This is a genomic window from Haladaptatus salinisoli, from assembly GCF_020614375.1.
GTDB classification, from domain to species: Archaea; Halobacteriota; Halobacteria; order Halobacteriales; family Haladaptataceae; genus Haladaptatus; species Haladaptatus salinisoli.
The window spans coordinates 1-15,388 of the sequence record NZ_CP085329.1 but is presented as its reverse complement, the minus strand read 5'-3'; the positions used below and the strand labels follow the sequence as shown (position 1 = coordinate 15,388).

Genomic DNA, 15,388 nt, shown 5'->3' with positions numbered 1-15,388 from the left:
AGGGTGGCTATTCGCCGTCCTCGACTCGCGTCTCCGTGAAGTACGTTCGGCCGGTCGCCGGCACGTCCTTTGTCGCGGTCACCTCGAACGCCGCCGCCGCAACGATATCGCTCGCCGACCGGCCGATGCGGAACTCGTAGGGACCCGCCTCGACGGCGAGGTTCATGTCGCGGTCGTGGAACGCCAACTGCGAGGCGTCGACGGTGAAACAGACGCGCTTCGATTCGCCGGCGTCAAGGTACACGCGTTCGAACCCGACCAGTTCCTGCACCGGCCGGGCTTGGCTCGGATTCTCCGCGCTGACGTACAGTTGGGCGACCTCGTGTCCGCCGCGGTCGCCCGCGTTCCGAACCGTGATTTCGGCGGTGATGCTCCCGGCCGGAGCGAGCGCATCGGTCGACAGTGAGAGGTCGCCGTACTCGAAATCGGTGTAGCTCAACCCGTGACCGAACGGGTAGAGCGGCTCGCTCCCCGCGTAGACGTACTCCTCGTTCGCGGTGTTCGGTTTCCGGTCGTAGTGAACCGGCAGTTGGCCGACCGACCGCGGGATAGAGACGGCGAGGCGACCGCCGGGGTTGTGTTCGCCGAACAACACGGCCGCGATACCCTCGCCGCCACGTTCTCCGGGAAGCCACGCGTGGAGAACCGCTGGCACTTTCTCCGCGATCCACTCGATGGAATGTGGCTTCCCGCTCACGACGACGACGATCAGCGGCGTCCCCGTCGCGCGGACGCGCTCGACGAGCTCCTGTTGGACGCCGGGGAGATCCAGGTCGACCACGTCGCAGCCCTCACCACTGGTGGGCACGCTCGGGCGGTCGACCTTCTCCTCGTCGAAATCGGTGAAATCGACGGCAGAACGCGCGCCGACGAACGCGACGGCGACGTCGGCGTCGGCGGCAGCCGATTCGGCCGCCTCGAAACCTTCGGTCGAGGGACCGGTCGTCGTGCACCCCGGCTCGTGGACGACTTCGAATCCGGCCGATTCGCCGCGCGCTCGGACGGCGTCGAGCGGCGTCGTCGCGTCGAGTTCGACCTCCTCTTCGGGGTAGTGGGCGGCGTAGGCGTAGTCGCCCATGAGCTCCTGCGCGTCGTCGGCCTTCGGCCCGACGATCGCGACGGACGCCGTCTCCTCGCCACTCAAGGGTAGGAGGTCGTCCTCGTTCTTCAGGAGGGTCATCGATTCACGGGCCGCGCGCGCGGTGAGTTCATCCGCCTCGGCGGTGTTAAACGGGCCGTCGGCGGCGTCGACGTCGACGGTCGCGTCGTCGAACAACCCTTTCCGAACTTTAGCGCGGAGGACGCGGCGAACCGCCGCATCGAGCGTCTTCTCGGCCAGTTCGCCCTCCTCGACTGCGTCCACGAGGTGTTCGCCGTAGCAGTCCGTGTAGGGGAGTTCGACGTCGATGCCAGCCTCGACAGCTGTTACGCCGGCTTCACGCTTCGACGCTGCGACGCCGTGTTCGCTCCGGAGGAACTCGACGCTGTAGTAGTCGGAGACCACCGTGCCGTCGAACCCCCACTCGTCGCGGAGCACGTCCGTCAACAGCCACTCGTCGCTCGCGCACGGGATGCCGTCGATGTCGTGATATGCGTTCATCACGGACTCGGCGTGGGCCGTCCGGACGGCGGCCTCAAAGGGGAACAGGTGGGTTTCGCGGAGCTCCCGCCGACCGACGTTGACCGAACTGCGGTTCTTCCCGCCCTCGCCAGCACCGTGCCCGGCGAAATGTTTGAGCGTCGCCGAGACGCCGTCTCCAGCGCCCTGCAAACCGTTCACGTAGCTGCAGGCCATCGTCGCGACCAGGTACGGATCCTCGCCGAACGTCTCCTCGACGCGGCCCCACCGAAGATCGCGGGCGACGTCCAGAACGGGGGAGAGCGCGTGAGCAGTGCCGATCGCTTCCAGTTGACTTCGGATCGTGGACGTGACCTCCTCGACGAGCCCCGGCGACCACGTGCAGGCGAGTCCCATCGTCTGAGGGAACGTCGTCCCCTCGGGGCCCATGTATCCGCTCAGACATTCCTCGTGCGGGATCGCGGGAATGCCGAGTCGCGTCTCGTCCTGAAGGAACGCCTGGAGTTCGTTCGTCCGTGCCGCGGCGTCGCGCGGGGAGAGACTCCCCTCGCCGCCGATTCGGGTCAAGTGCCCGATACCGTTTTCGAGGTGCCGTTCCGCCGCCTCCCGATCCACGTTTCCGTCGTCGTCGAGCAGTTTTTCGGCGTTCACCGACCCCAACTGCGCGGCCTTCTCATCCAGGGTCATCCGATCGAGAAGCGCTTCTACGCGCCATTCTGCGGAGGTTCGATCGCCTCCGCGGTCTGATCCGACTTGCATCACTCGAGTTCTCGCAACCCCGTCTCTTAAGGATTCGGACGATGGTAACCCGTCTCACATCGATACCTCCTTCGCGCGCTCGTCCAGGACGGGCGTTTCGTGGAAATCGTTCCCTTTTTCAGAACCGCTCCCGAGCGTTCGGTCGAGCGGTGACCGCGAGAATCGCCGAAAATATCGGCCGCAACCGGAAGCCGAAGTTAGGACGGTTCGGCAGAACGGTCGTCGAAACGACCGGTCGACCGGTTCCGTGATAGGGAACAACAAGGGACCGGTATCCCGACCGAACCATCCGCGAGCGTCGTTCGGAACCACCGAGCGATAACCTTTACAACCGTATCGTTGTAATGGTTTAGCCGAATCGGCGTCGCTCGTTCCGAGCTACCGGAGAGGAACGGTTCGTCCTACGAGCCACGGACAACCGCCTCTCGTTTTCAAATTGAGAACGGTCCTGCCGGCCGGCGTTCCCAGTCGGCAACCGTCACAGTCCCGCGGTCGTTCCGGTGGTCGTCCAATACCGGTGCGACCGTCACTACCGGACGTATTGACCCATGTGCCGTCAGTTTCGTTCGACGGAAACGGCTCGTACCCGGAGCGACGACGGGCGAGAAGGTGTATTCAAGAACGTTGAACGGAGCGACCGGTGAGCGACCCGCACCCTCCGTCCGACGGCCTCGGTGACGTCCGTTCACGCTGCTCCAACAGCGTTCGTCCACCGTCTACGGGAGCGAAATACGGCGCCGGAGGCGATTTCATACGGTCATACGAAGGGGAACGTATCGGAACTAAGATTACACCGTTAGTTATGTAATGCCTCTCGCGAGAGCGCTACACGTTCCGGCGTATAGAACTTTGTTCAAGAGTGTCGAACACGTCTCCCTTCCGTTGCATCCAAGTGTCGGAAAACGAACGTATCGCAGCTAGTAGTGGGAGTAGCGAAGTTCGATGACGTTCGCCGCCTTCTTGACGGCTGCGACGAGGTCGTCGATTCGCTTCGACTCGTCCACGCGGCTCTTCGGCCCCGAAACCGAAACCGCGCTGATGACTTCGTCCGTGCTCCGGTTCATGATCGGCGCACCGATAGTGAGGACGCCCTGCCTTCGGTCCTGGTCCTCGACGGAGTATCCCCGCTCTCGAACGCGCTCCAGTTCGGCGAACAGTTCGTCGGCGTCCGTTATCGTGTACTCGTTCGCTCGCGGCAACCCGTGCGTCTCGACGATGGACTCCACGCGCGCCCTCGGAAAGTGGGCCAACATCGCTTTTCCGAGCGCCGTCCAGTGCATGTTCGTGTACTCGCCGATGGGGGCATTGTCGTGGATGGCTTCCGGACCTTCCGACTTGTAGATCAACACCCGCAGTCCGTTCTCCTCCACGCCGAGGTTCGCGACCTCGCCGGTGTCCAGCGCGAGTTTGTCCACCTCCAACCGCGCGGCCTGGTAGAGTTTCGACTGGTTGCGGAAGCTCCCGCCGTATTCGAGGAAGCGGAAGCTGAGGGTGTACTCGTCGCCGTCGCGCACGATGAAACCGCTCTTCCGTAGCGTCTGGAGGTAGATGTGAACCGTGCTCTTCGGAATATCCAACTGGTTCGACAGCTCCGAAAGACCCGCTCGCTCCACCGTCTTGAGCTGTTCGAGAATGGTGAACGCCTTCTCGATCGACCCGAGCGTGTTTCCTGCGCCTGCTTCGGACGAATCGTCGCTCATGTTCGTACCGACAGCCCTCGTTGTTTTAAATGTGCGCCTTCCGCCGGCGATTCCGGTCGTTCAATAATCTTGACCGACCCTTCGCGAGACGAAGCGTTTCGGAAGCTCCGCGGGAAGTCGAGACGTCCAAGTCGTCACCGAGTCGCCGCCGAACCGTCGAGCGCGGGACTCCGAACCTTCGCCCACGAACGAGACCGAAGGGGGCGTCAGGACTGAACGACGTTCTCCAGTTCGTCGACGGTACCCGTCTCGGCGAGCAGTTCGACGTTGCCCGCGACGATGTCCGCCAGCCTGTCCCAGTGTTTCGGGCTGTGGCCGGCGTTGTGCGGAGTGATGGCGACGTTTTCGAACCGCCAGAGCGGGTGGTCGGCCGGGAGCGGTTCGGGGTCGGTCACGTCGAGCGCGGCACCGTCGATCTGGTTCTTCTGAATCGCCGACAGCAGCGCGTCGGAGTCGATTATCTTCCCGCGGCCGACGTTGATGACCGTCGCGTTCGGCGGCAGCGTCCGGAACTCCTCGTCCGAGACGAGCTTTCGCGTCGCGTCGGTCAGCGGCGCGGCGACGACGAGGTAGTCCGTCCGCGAGAGGGCCTCATGGAACGCCTCCCGTTCGAATCCGATGACCTCGTCGGTCGGGCCGCCCTTCTCCGGCGTGTATCGGACGCCGACCGTGTGGACGTCGAACCCGCCCAACCGCTCGACGACGGCCTCGCCGATGGCACCCAGGCCGACGACGGTGACGGTGCTGCCCTTCAACTCGCCCGCCTGATAGTGCCGCCACTCGCGGCGCTTCTCGCGCTCCCACCCCTCCCGAAGTCGGCGCGAGAAGGTCAACACGTATCCGAGCACCTGCTCCGCGATGTTCGGCGCGTGGATTCCCGACGCGTTGGTCACCGCGACGTCCATCTCCGCCAGCGTCTCTAAGGGCAGGTGGTCGTAGCCCGCCGCCACGCCCGCGAACAGCCGGAGGTTCTCCGCGCGTTCCAGGAGGCTCTCGTCGATATCGACGCCGGAGACGACGCGCGCACCTCGGATGAGTTCCCGCTCCTCCGCGGGCGTCCGGGCGAGCCGGACGCGGTGGTTCGGCAGTCGGTCGGCGAGCAGGTCGGCGTACGCGTCCGCCGGCAGTCCGTGCGTGTCGCTTCGCAGTACGAGGATATCCGGTGTTTCATCGGTCATGGTTTGGGTCCGCCGACGGGCGTGAGCAACGCTCTTCCCGCGGCACAGTTTAAAATTCCGAAGGCGCGTTATTAGTGTTTCCCCTAGCGGGCTACGTGTCAACCGTTCTTCGCGGGTGATTATCCGACGAGTTCGATTAGCTGAACGCCGCCCGCCAAAGATTTATATACCTATGTTCGCGTGTGTCACAGTATGCCGGGCGAGACACGAAGACGGCAGTTTATCAAAGCCGCAGGTATCGGTGGAGTTACGGGCCTATCCGGCTGCATCAGCAACATAACGGGTGGAAACGGCTCCGGCGGAGGCGGAGACAGCTTCGAGTACTGGGAGTACTTCCACTCGCAGTCGGAAGTCGCCAAGACGTTGATGGAGTCGTCGGTCAAGGAGTTCGAGAAGAACCACGACGTCCAGATGAAGATGAACTGGTCCAGTTGGGACGACATCAACGGCGGTAAGTGGAAGAACAACATCCAGAACGGAAACCGTCCGGTCATCTACGATTCGACGAACTCGCTCAACGGACAGTTCATCGAACCGGGCTGGGTGAAGCCGGTCGACGAGTACAAGGATCGGCTCAGCGACGACGCGCTGAAGAACGTCAAATGGGCGTTCGACAAGGCCCAGAGCTGCTATCGCGGATTCGACGCGAAGCTATACGAGATCCCCGTCGGAATGGAGGTCGGCGCGCCGTTCATCGCGCGCGCCGACCACTTCGAGAAGGCCGGTCTCTCCATCGAGGACGACTTCCCGCCGAAGAATTACCAGGACCTCCTTCGAGTCGCGAAACGGCTCCAGGAGAAGGGGCCGGGCGACCACGGCTTCCAGATTTACGGCGCGCAGGGCGACGTGACCGACGAGGCGCTCGTGACGTGGACGGCCTCCGAGGGGGGTTACGACGGCATGTACCTCGACAAGGACTGGTCGGACGTCACGTACGATAACGACGTGTGGAAGAAAGCGACCAAGCGGTACGTCGACATCTACCGAAAACACGGCCTCTCGTCGGACAAGGCTCCGACGGCGTCCAACGAGGGGGTCGCCCAGATGCTCATCGACGGGTCGGTGAGCATGTACCAGGGGAGCACGAAGGACTTCGGCCTGTTCCGGAGTCGCGCCGAGAAGATGCTCAAGGACGGAACCATCGTCTTCGGACCGTCCTGGAAGGGCAAGGCCGGAAACCGCGGCGAGTTCTTCACCCAATGCATCGCGCTCATGCGGAAACCCGACGGCGTTAAAGCGAACGTCTGGAAGAAGCACGAGGACACCGCCATCAAGTGGATAAACAAGCTCCTCTCGAAGGAGTTCCAAAAGGAGGTGCCGCGGTCGCTCGCGACGCTCCCCGTCAGGAAGGACGTCTGGGGCAGTTTGAAGAACGACAAGGCGCTCGGGAACAGCAACTTCATCTCCACGCTGGAGACGACCGTCGAGGGGATGGAGCACGGGTGGGCGAGCCATCCGAGCATGAACGCCATCCAGTACAACATCGCCGGACCGCTGTTTCAGGAGGCCGTTCGCGGGAAGATAACCGCCGAGGAGGCCTGCACCCGGTCGGCGAAACAGCTCCGGAACCAAATACAGCTCTGAGATGTCCACGCAGAACATCCTGAGCGGGGAGCGAACCGCGCGGTATCGGGAGACGCTCTCGGAGAACTGGTTCTCCTATCTCCTGATACTCCCGGTGCTCGTCTTCCTCGTCCTGTTGATGTGGATTCCGTTCGTGCAGGGAATCTACATGAGCTTCAACAACTGGCCGTTCGGCGGCGAACCGACGTGGGTCGGGCTGGCGAACTACGAGTTCCTGTTCGGGTGGGAACCGTTCTACACGTCGCTGAAGGCGACCCTGTTGTTCACCCTCACCACGCTGTTTCAGCTCGTCGTCGCCATCGCGGCGGCGCTCGCCGTGCGCGAACTCCGGCGAGGGAAGAGTTTCGTCACCGGGATGTTCCTCATCTCGTACACGGTGCCGCCGCTGGTGACAGGAACCATCTGGGCGTACTTGCTCGAACCCGACCTCGGCCCCATCTTCGGCTACCTCACCAAGTGGAACGTCCTGGAGGAGACCATCTACTGGGGCAGTCACGGCGACACGGCGCTCGGAGTCGTCGTGTTCGTGACGACGTGGACGTTCTGGCCGTTCATGTTCCTCATCATCTCCGCCAATCTTGAGAGCATCCCCGAGGAGATGTACGAGAGCGCCAGAATGTACGGCGCGAACCGCGTCCAGACCTTCCTCCGAGTGACGCTCCCTCAGCTGAAAAGCGCCATCCTGGTCGCGGTGAGCATCAGGCTCATCTGGAACATGACCAAAATTTCGCAGGTGCTACAGCTCACGAACGGCGGCCCGGGCTACGAAACCTCCGTCCTGGCGGTGTTGCTCTACCGGTTCGCCTACGGGCAGGGTCGGATGGGCGTCTCCTACGCGGTCGGCGTCATCCTGCTCCTCCTGACCATCGGCTTCGTGTTCGTGTTCATCCGCGAGTTCGAACGCGCGAGCGAGGAGGCCGGAGCATGAGTTTACAGGAGTACGACGCGGCGGGAGTGACGCTGAAGGCGACCACCTACGGCATCGTCGCGTTCCTCGTGCTACTGAACCTCATCCCCCTGCTGTTCATCGTGTCGGTGTCGTTCATGCCGCCGACCGAGTTCTTCGGCGCACCGCACGTCGTTCCGCACGAACCCACGCTGGAGGCGTGGACGAGCGGCTTCGCCGAACTCAAAGACAATCTCGTGAACAGCTTCCTCATCGGCGCCGGCACCGCGCTGTTGGCGCTGGCCATCACCATCCCCGGCGCGTACGCGTTCGCCCGCAAGGAGTTCTACGGGAAGACGGCGGGGTTCTACGCCATCGTCTCGGCGATGATGTTCCCGTATATCTTGCTGGTCATCCCCATCATGGACCTGTGGAACGACCTCGGGCTGTACAACACCATCCCCGGGATGATTCTGGCGTATCAGGTGTTCGTCACCCCGTTCGCCATCTGGATCCTTCGGGACTTCTTCTCGAAGCTCCCGGCGGACATCGAGGAGGCCGCCCAGGTGTACGGCTGCACGCAGTTCTCGGCGTTCCTGCGGGTCATCCTCCCGCTGGCCGCGCCGGGCATCGTCGCCGTCGGCTTCCTCGCTTTCCTCACGGGGTGGAACGACTTCCTGTTCGCCAACCTGCTCACCACCGGCACGGGGCCGGTTCCGGCGGTGCCGGTGCTGTACGGTACCATCGGCGGCGGCTCCGGCGAGCGCGTCTACTGGGGGAAGCTGATGGCCGAGACGCTCCTCATCGGCACCCCGCCGACGGTCATCTACCTCGTGGCCCGGAACTACCTGGAGAACGCATTCACCGTATGAGCCGAGATACAATGAACCAAACAGACGGCAACAGTTCGACCGGACGAACCCGGCCGGTAGAATCGAGTACCGAACGAGACCGCGCGGGTGCGAGCGAAGCGGGAAAGCACATCCGCATCGACGACCTCCGCAAGACGTTCGACGACGGCGCGATCGTCGCCTGCGACGACGTGAACATCGAAATCGACGAGGGCGAGTTCGTCGTGCTGGTCGGCCCATCGGGGTGCGGCAAGACGACGACGCTACGGTGCATCGCCGGGTTGGAGGACCCCGACGAAGGGAGCATCCTCGTCGACGGCGAGGACATAACGGGCCTGAAATCGAAAGACCGGAACCTCGCGTTCGTCTTCCAGAGCATCGCGCTCTTTCCGCACATGAGCGTCCGCAAGAACATCCGCTTCGGCCTCGACATGAACACCGACCTCTCGAAAGCGGAGAAGAATCGACGCGTCGAGGAGGTGGCCGAGACGCTCGGCATCGCCGAGATGCTCGACCGCAAGCCGGCGGCGCTCTCCGGGGGACAACAGCAGCGCGTCTCGCTCGGGCGCGCCATGGTGATGGAGCCGGCGGCGTTCCTGCTCGACGAACCGTTCTCCGCCCTCGACGCGAACCTCCGCGACCACATGCGCGTCGAGGTCAAGAAGATTCAACGGGAGCTGAACACGGCGATGATATTCGTCACGCACGACCAGGAGGAGGCGATGACGCTCGGGGACAAGATCGTGGTGATGAACGACGGTCACGTCCAGCAGATCGGGAGTCCGTACGACATCTACAACGACCCGGACAACCTCTTCGTCGCGGACTTCATCGGTTCGCCGTCGCCGAATCTGATAGAGTGCACGGTCGAACGCACGTCCTCGGGTCTCGCGTTCGTCTCCGAATTCTGTACGATTTCTGCGACCGAAGAGCAGGCTGCGCGGGTCGAAGACCGCGTCGGGGACACCGTCATCTACGGCATCCGACCGGAGTATCTGGACCTCGGAAGCGAGCGCGGCGACTTCGCGGCCGACGTCGACGTTATCGAACCGCTCGGCGACAGGGACGCGGTCCACCTGTCGGCGAACGGAACTCCGCTGTCGGCGGTCACCCCGCAGGGAGAGATATCGAGGGAAATCGACCGCGTTCGCATCGACGTTCGAACCGAGGAGGCGTGGCTGTTCGAGGAGGGCGGCGCTCGAATCGTCTGACCGTCGCCCGCGACCGCTTTCGGCGATCCCGACGGTAAAGACTAACACGCGCGGGGCCGAATCGTTCGAAACGAACCGATCGCCATGACACGATACGACACCGCGTTTCGAGCCGCGGTCGAGGGGGCCGAAGTCGCGCAGCGCCTCTTTCGTACCGAGTTGGACGTCGAAACCAAGAGTTCGAAGATGGACTTCGTCACCAGAGCGGACACCGAGACGCAACGACGCGTCATCGAACGCATCCGCGACGACTATCCCGACGCGACGATCGTCGGCGAGGAGGAGGACGAACTAAAGTCGGTTCCCGAGGACGGGAACGCGTGGGTCATCGACCCCATCGACGGGACGACGAACTTCGTCCGCGGGGCGCAACTGTGGACGACGACCGTCGCGGCCGTCCGCGACGACGAGACCGTCGCGGCGGCGACCGTGGCTCCGGCGCTCGGCGATACGTACGCCGCGGACTCCGACGACGCGACGCTGAACGGGGAGCGGATATCGGTGAGCGGACGAACCGACTTAGACCAGTTCATCGTCGCCCCCGTCCTTCGGTACGGTTCCGAACGCGACCGGGAGTTCGGCGAGCTTCTCCGGGAGCTGATACTGCGGTTCGGAGACCTGCGCCGCTTCGGCTGCGCGCAGGTGACGCTTGGAATGGTCGCCTGCGGCACGCTCGACGCCGCGGTTTCGACGCAACCGAATCCGAACCCGTGGGATACTATCGCGGGGGTCCACTTGGTCGAGCGGGCCGGCGGGACGGTAACGGACGTGGAGGGGTCGCCGTGGGAACCCGGCTGCGAGGGTATCGTCGCGTCGAACGGGACGCGCCACGACGAGGTCGTCGGCCGCGTCGCGCGAGCCGTCCGGTAGACGAGTTCGGCTCTGCTCCGCGCGTTCGGTTTCGCTCTGCGACGAGTCCCCGCTCTGACGGTCGTCGTGCCACTAAGTACCGTACATCACGGCGTCGGCGGCACATAAAAGTACGGTTCCGAGCACCGCCTTCGAACCTCGGAGACGGCCTCAGATTTCGGTCACTCGCTCGTGCTCGTCGTCGAGAGCCGCGGCGTCCTCCGGGAGGAGCGCGGCGACGAGGTAGCCGGCGTATTCGCTGAAGTACTCGACGATCTGCGCGATGCGGTCGGAGTCTATCGCTTCGAGCGAGTCCAACAGGATGAACGGGACCCGGTCGTAGACTTCGTGGACGAGGTAGCCCGCGAGCGCGAACACGAGGCCGGTGACCTCCCGCTCGCTCTCGCTAAGGTGGTCGATGGTGTCCTCGTATGTCGTTCCCGACTCCGTGCTTCGGACGACGTGCAGGTTGAAGACGCTCTTCGTGACTTTCCGCCGCCCCTCCCGAACGTCTCGTTCGGTGCGGTCGATCCAGATGCGTTCGAGATTCTCGTAGTCGAGCAAGTCGAGAACGGTCGCCATGTGCTCGTTGAACTGTTCGACCGCTTGCGCTTCGATCTGTTCGATGCGGGTGCGGAGGTCCGCCAGCTCCTCCTGAATCTCCTCCCGTCGCGCTTCGCGCTGCTCCTTTTCGTCGAGTCGAGACTCGATGGTGGTGAGCTCCGCCTCGACGTCGTCGAGGTCGTCTTCGAGCCGTCCGAGTTCGAACTCGAGCTGGTTCGCTTCCTTGTGGATGTCCAGCACGTCGCTGTACTCTTCTTGCTCGAGTTCCTCGACCTCCCCTTCGAGCTGTTCGATTTCGTCGGTGAGTTCGGTTCTCGTCTCGCGGAGTTCTTCGAGGCGGGTCTCGCGCTCGTCGAGTTCCGATTCGAGTTGGCGAAGTCGCTGTTCCGCCTGCTCGCGCTGGCGTCGCGTCGCCTCGAGTTCCTGCTTCTCGTCCTTCAGATCGGAGATCTCCGAATCTATCGTGTTTCGCTCGGCGAGCTGTTCTTTTCGGAACTCGCGGAGCTGTTCGACCGTCGCTTCGATTTCCTGTTTTTCGACCTCCGTTCCGCACGTCCAGCAGACCACCGTCTCCGCGTCGGCCACGAGTTGGTCGGTGATGGATTCGGTCGAGTCCGACGCGGCTTCGTCGCTCGACCGGAGTGCGCTCACCACCTCGGGACTCGTCCCCTCCAGCATCTCTTCGTTGAACTGGATGACCGTCTGGAGTTCGGTCATCGTCGAGTCGAGCCGTTGTTTCTGGTCGCGCAGCTGCTGGATTTGATCCGCGAGCCGTTCGGCCTCCCCTTCCGGAGTGTCGGAGCGTTCGGCTTGCTCTTCTTCGAGCGTCGAAACTTCGGTCTCCAGCGCGTCGATGCTGTCTTCCTCGGTTTCGATGTCGAACCGAACGTCTTCGAGACGCGACCGAGTGTCGCGGAGCTCTTCGAGTTTCTCCTCGAGTTCGGCTTTTTCCGCGTGCGTCTCGCCGATGTCGGCGTCGGCGGCTTCCAGTTCGGCCTCCTTCGCCCGGAGTTCGGACTGTTTCTCCTCTATCTCCTTCTCTAAGCGCGTTCGTTCCTCCTCGAGATCGGGAAGACGCTGTTTGAGCGATTCGAGCTCGTCGAGCTCCTCGTCGAGTTGGTGCTTTTCGGCTTTCGCCCGTTCGATCTCGGCCTGAATCGCGTCCGTGTCCACGGGACGCATGATGAGTTCGCGCAGGTCGTCGCCGCGCGCGACCGCGCGGCGAGCCTCGTTCGATTCCAGGAGGAACGCGAAGAGGTCCGCGAGCTCGGGGTCGTCGAGATACGGATCGCCGCTCGTTACGACCGTCCCGTCCTGTCGCGTCAGCGTTCGCGTGTACGTCTCGTCGCCGACGGTCAGTTCGACCTTCCCTTCGTCCGCGTCACCTTTGAGCGACGACTGGTTACTCCCGAGCGCCGCCATGACGGCTTGGAGCAACGACGTTCGATTCGTCGCGTTCCGTCCGGTAAGGACGGTCACGCCCGGAGTGAGCGTGATGTTGGTTTCGTCGATCCCGCCGATGTTGCGGACATCCAATTCAGCCTGAGCGAGCTTCTCCGACGCTAGTTCCATACCGACTTCTTACCGTTCCACAGATATAAAAGGTCAATATTCGGCGTCGAGGAGTTACAGTATTAGGTATGTAATCCGAGCGCGGGACTCCGAAGGGACGGCCGGACTTTTCTCAATCGGTTTCGGCGGCGCAGTCACAGCCGCCCTCTCGAAGGAGTTCGTCGACGGCGTACGACTGGCCGCACGTATTGCAGACGACGCGAAGGTCGACGAACAACTCGAAATCGCCGAGCGTGATTCGGTCGGTGTTTCGGAGATTGTCGAGCGTCGTCTCCGTTACCGCCGCCGTGCGATTGCGCAGTCGCTGAATCGTGCTGGCGCCTTTCTCGAGCTGCGCCGCCGGCTCGTCGGCCTGCGATTGGTAGCTCACGCTCCGATACTTCGTGAGATACGTGTGAACGGCCTGATGAGAGACGAAGTCCTGCTTGAGTCGTTCGATGTCGATTCCGTCCCGCTTGAGCGCGTTCTCCGTCTCGGTTCGAACCCCGCTGCTGACATCGTCGCTCGTCAGCAAACGGTGCGTGTTTTCGATTTCTCCGTCGAGCGTCGACACTCCCGCGTTCGTCAACGCCGCGCGCAACACTTCCTGATTGAAGAGATCGGCGAGTTGGCGGAGGCTGTACTGTTCGTCGTCGTCTCCCAGCCAATGCGCTTCGAGTCGGTCACCGAGACCCGCGAGGCCGTACTCGTCGATCACTCGTTGGACTTTGCTCGTCTTTCTCGAACTGCGATTGTCGCTCATGATATCTCGACCGTGCTTCCGTTACCGTTTTTTATCGGTTGGAGGGACAAGTTGCTTTCCCTTCCGTCGATGCGCGAGGCGGGTCAGAACCGTTCCCGAGCGACGGTCGCCGGCGAAGCTTCAGCTTCGTATAGCGACATGGAGTGTACAACGAGTGCACAGCGCCGCCTCGTTCGTCCATGCGTTCACTTTGACGCCCAGTAGTACGCTTTCGACCGTAGCAGGGGGATGAGAGTACGAGACGACCGAGAGGCGATTACAGGTCGTACCCCCACTCGCGGAGGATGGTCGCCGCGTCGTTCAGATTTCGCATCCCCGCGAGGTAGATCGCTTCGCGAGCGTCGAGGCGGTACACATCCTCGCCGATCATCGACTCCAAGTCCCGTTCCGCGTCCTTCGCGCGGTTGTCCGTATCGTCTTGGACGAACAGTTGATGGACGTTTTCGCGTTCGTCCTTGACGTTATCGCGACGAAGCGTGAGCGGTAAGTCGGCTCGGCTAATCTGATGAGTATTACTGTCCCGTGTTACTGATTCGTCAGACTGCTCGGTTAGGCTACCGTCCTGCGTGTCTTTCTCGGTCGGCTTCGCTGCGTCGGCGTGAGACTCGTCGGCGGTCGGCGTACCGGAAGGTGTCTCGCTGGCGGAGGACTCGGCCGATTCGTCGGCGCCCGATTGGTCGGACGCGTCGTCCGCGAACGGGTCCGAAGCGCCGGATTTCATGCCGTAACCTCCGGCTGGTCGAACTGCTCGCTGATGAACGCTGCAAGCTGGTCGAGTTTCGCCAACGTTTCTTCCTCGTAGTCACGGAGGTCGCGATACGCGTCGTTCTCGGCGAGTTCGAAGATACTAACCTGGCTGTCCCACGCGTCTCCGAGCATCGAACCGCGTTCCCTGATGGAGACCGGCGCGATGGGAAGGTCCTGTTCGTCCAGTTTCTCGCGGTAGTCCCGCTGAACGTTCGTGTTCGCCACTTTGTTCGGAATGACGCCGAGAACGCCGACTTCGATATCGCCGAGCGTGGATTCGATGTTCGTAACCACGTCGCGGAGACCATCGACGCTCTGTGACCCCTTCGCCGAAAGTTCGGCCGGGATCAGGAGATTCGACGTGGCGTAAATCGAGTTGTAGATGTGCTGGCCGACCGTCGCGGGCGGGTCGATTATCAGGACGTCGTAGCTCGCCGGAATGTCCGCGTCGGCCAGAACGCGCCGGAGCTGCTTTTCTTTCGGCCAGCGGTAGTTCGCGTCGTGCATGTCCTCTTCCATCTGCGCCGCGCGCGTTAGATTACGTTCGAGCGACTCCAGCATGTTATGCCCGGGAACGAGGTCGAGGTTCGTCTCGACTTCGACGATGAGGTCGGCGAAGTCGCCCTTCGGTCGTTCGACCATGTGCCGAACCAGATTATCGATTTCGGGGTCGTCACGGTGGCCCTCGACTCCGAAGTGGTGCGTGAGTCCACCGTTCTGCGGATCCATATCGATTACGAGCACTTTTTGACCGCGGCGAGCGTGCGCCGCCGCGAGGTTCACCGAGAGCGTCGTCTTTCCGACGCCCCCAGCCTCCGACCAGATCGTGTACGAAATCATGTACGGGGTACATGGAACAGCATGTATAAAAATACTCGTCAGACGGTCTGGCCAGTAATACTGTGTAACCATACTGGCTAGTAATACTAGATGGTATGGCTCGACGGCGGTGAAGGCGAGGTTCCAAGATGGCGGTGCGGCAATATCGCTCGTTCCTCAAAGTTGGGGCTTACCGGACGACAACTCCGAGTTACGGTGGGGGCATCGCAGCGACAACTGCTCGGCTGAAGCGAACCGGCGTGCCACTTGACCGAGCGCTCCGCTCGGCCCTCATCAGCCATACTGTTCGGTGTGACTGGACGGTGTTTTTGACAGGAGGATGTGAC

The 15,388-nt window shown here is 62.7% G+C and carries 12 protein-coding genes; 5 read left to right on the top strand and 7 right to left on the bottom strand.

Going from position 1 to position 15,388, the window contains the following annotated elements:
- Window positions 1–7: 7 nt before the first annotated feature.
- The 3 genes from LIX00_RS18165 to LIX00_RS18155 all read right to left on the bottom strand — a co-directional run bounded on the left by LIX00_RS18165 (window position 8) and on the right by LIX00_RS18155 (window position 5,216).
- Window positions 8–2,338 (bottom strand): glycoside hydrolase family 3 N-terminal domain-containing protein, encoded by a 2,331-nt coding sequence (locus LIX00_RS18165; protein ID WP_438267105.1) that lies wholly within the window; start codon window positions 2,336–2,338, stop codon window positions 8–10.
- Between the two features lie 917 nt (window positions 2,339–3,255).
- On the bottom strand, window positions 3,256–4,038 hold the full coding sequence (locus tag LIX00_RS18160) for an IclR family transcriptional regulator (protein WP_227356417.1): 783 nt from the start codon (window positions 4,036–4,038) through the stop codon (window positions 3,256–3,258).
- Window positions 4,039–4,244: 206 nt separating this feature from the next.
- Window positions 4,245–5,216 carry a D-2-hydroxyacid dehydrogenase gene (locus LIX00_RS18155; RefSeq protein ID WP_227356416.1) on the bottom strand — a complete coding sequence of 324 codons (972 nt, stop codon included), beginning with the start codon at window positions 5,214–5,216 and terminating at the stop codon, window positions 4,245–4,247.
- Window positions 5,217–5,408: 192 nt separating this feature from the next.
- On the opposite strand from LIX00_RS18155, the gene LIX00_RS18150 reads away from it, so the two are divergent.
- The 5 genes from LIX00_RS18150 to LIX00_RS18130 all read left to right on the top strand — a co-directional run bounded on the left by LIX00_RS18150 (window position 5,409) and on the right by LIX00_RS18130 (window position 10,618).
- Complete coding sequence (locus LIX00_RS18150; RefSeq protein WP_227356415.1) at window positions 5,409–6,800, top strand: ABC transporter substrate-binding protein; 1,392 nt, start codon at window positions 5,409–5,411, stop codon at window positions 6,798–6,800.
- A gap of 1 nt (window position 6,801) precedes the next feature.
- The gene (locus tag LIX00_RS18145) at window positions 6,802–7,728 is read left to right on the top strand and encodes a carbohydrate ABC transporter permease (protein ID WP_227356414.1); all 927 of its coding nucleotides are present in this window, start codon (window positions 6,802–6,804) and stop codon (window positions 7,726–7,728) included.
- Window positions 7,725–8,558 (top strand): carbohydrate ABC transporter permease, encoded by an 834-nt coding sequence (locus LIX00_RS18140; RefSeq protein ID WP_227356413.1) that lies wholly within the window; start codon window positions 7,725–7,727, stop codon window positions 8,556–8,558. Before LIX00_RS18145 ends, LIX00_RS18140 begins: the two co-directional genes overlap by 4 nt.
- A gap of 11 nt (window positions 8,559–8,569) precedes the next feature.
- Complete coding sequence (locus tag LIX00_RS18135; protein ID WP_227356412.1) at window positions 8,570–9,748, top strand: ABC transporter ATP-binding protein; 1,179 nt, start codon at window positions 8,570–8,572, stop codon at window positions 9,746–9,748.
- 84 nt (window positions 9,749–9,832) lie between these two features.
- Window positions 9,833–10,618, top strand: a complete 786-nt coding sequence (locus tag LIX00_RS18130) for an inositol monophosphatase family protein (protein WP_227356411.1) — start codon at window positions 9,833–9,835, stop codon at window positions 10,616–10,618.
- Window positions 10,619–10,768: 150 nt separating this feature from the next.
- Here the strand turns inward: LIX00_RS18130 and LIX00_RS18125 are convergent, their stop codons facing one another.
- The 4 genes from LIX00_RS18125 to LIX00_RS18110 all read right to left on the bottom strand — a co-directional run bounded on the left by LIX00_RS18125 (window position 10,769) and on the right by LIX00_RS18110 (window position 15,062).
- The gene (locus LIX00_RS18125; RefSeq protein ID WP_227356410.1) at window positions 10,769–12,733 is read right to left on the bottom strand and encodes an archaea-specific SMC-related protein; all 1,965 of its coding nucleotides are present in this window, start codon (window positions 12,731–12,733) and stop codon (window positions 10,769–10,771) included.
- Window positions 12,734–12,845: 112 nt separating this feature from the next.
- Window positions 12,846–13,475 carry a rod-determining factor RdfA gene (gene rdfA / locus LIX00_RS18120; RefSeq protein WP_227356409.1) on the bottom strand — a complete coding sequence of 210 codons (630 nt, stop codon included), beginning with the start codon at window positions 13,473–13,475 and terminating at the stop codon, window positions 12,846–12,848.
- A 256-nt stretch (window positions 13,476–13,731) separates the two neighbouring features.
- Window positions 13,732–14,196 carry a DUF7970 domain-containing protein gene (locus LIX00_RS18115; protein ID WP_227356408.1) on the bottom strand — a complete coding sequence of 155 codons (465 nt, stop codon included), beginning with the start codon at window positions 14,194–14,196 and terminating at the stop codon, window positions 13,732–13,734.
- A complete protein-coding gene (locus LIX00_RS18110) occupies window positions 14,193–15,062 on the bottom strand; it encodes a ParA family protein (protein WP_227356407.1) in 870 nt (289 codons plus the stop codon). Before LIX00_RS18110 ends, LIX00_RS18115 begins: the two co-directional genes overlap by 4 nt.
- Window positions 15,063–15,388 lie beyond the last annotated feature (326 nt).

Coding starts and splice junctions, on each gene's coding strand:
- LIX00_RS18155 (WP_227356416.1), bottom strand. CDS start 5,216: ATGACCGATGAAACACCGGATATCCTCGTACTGCGAAGCGACACGCAC.
- LIX00_RS18165 (WP_438267105.1), bottom strand. CDS start 2,338: ATGCAAGTCGGATCAGACCGCGGAGGCGATCGAACCTCCGCAGAATGG.
- LIX00_RS18145 (WP_227356414.1), top strand. CDS start 6,802: ATGTCCACGCAGAACATCCTGAGCGGGGAGCGAACCGCGCGGTATCGG.
- rdfA (WP_227356409.1), bottom strand. CDS start 13,475: ATGAGCGACAATCGCAGTTCGAGAAAGACGAGCAAAGTCCAACGAGTG.
- LIX00_RS18110 (WP_227356407.1), bottom strand. CDS start 15,062: ATGATTTCGTACACGATCTGGTCGGAGGCTGGGGGCGTCGGAAAGACG.
- LIX00_RS18135 (WP_227356412.1), top strand. CDS start 8,570: ATGAACCAAACAGACGGCAACAGTTCGACCGGACGAACCCGGCCGGTA.
- LIX00_RS18115 (WP_227356408.1), bottom strand. CDS start 14,196: ATGAAATCCGGCGCTTCGGACCCGTTCGCGGACGACGCGTCCGACCAA.
- LIX00_RS18130 (WP_227356411.1), top strand. CDS start 9,833: ATGACACGATACGACACCGCGTTTCGAGCCGCGGTCGAGGGGGCCGAA.
- LIX00_RS18160 (WP_227356417.1), bottom strand. CDS start 4,038: ATGAGCGACGATTCGTCCGAAGCAGGCGCAGGAAACACGCTCGGGTCG.
- LIX00_RS18140 (WP_227356413.1), top strand. CDS start 7,725: ATGAGTTTACAGGAGTACGACGCGGCGGGAGTGACGCTGAAGGCGACC.
- LIX00_RS18150 (WP_227356415.1), top strand. CDS start 5,409: ATGCCGGGCGAGACACGAAGACGGCAGTTTATCAAAGCCGCAGGTATC.
- LIX00_RS18125 (WP_227356410.1), bottom strand. CDS start 12,733: ATGGAACTAGCGTCGGAGAAGCTCGCTCAGGCTGAATTGGATGTCCGC.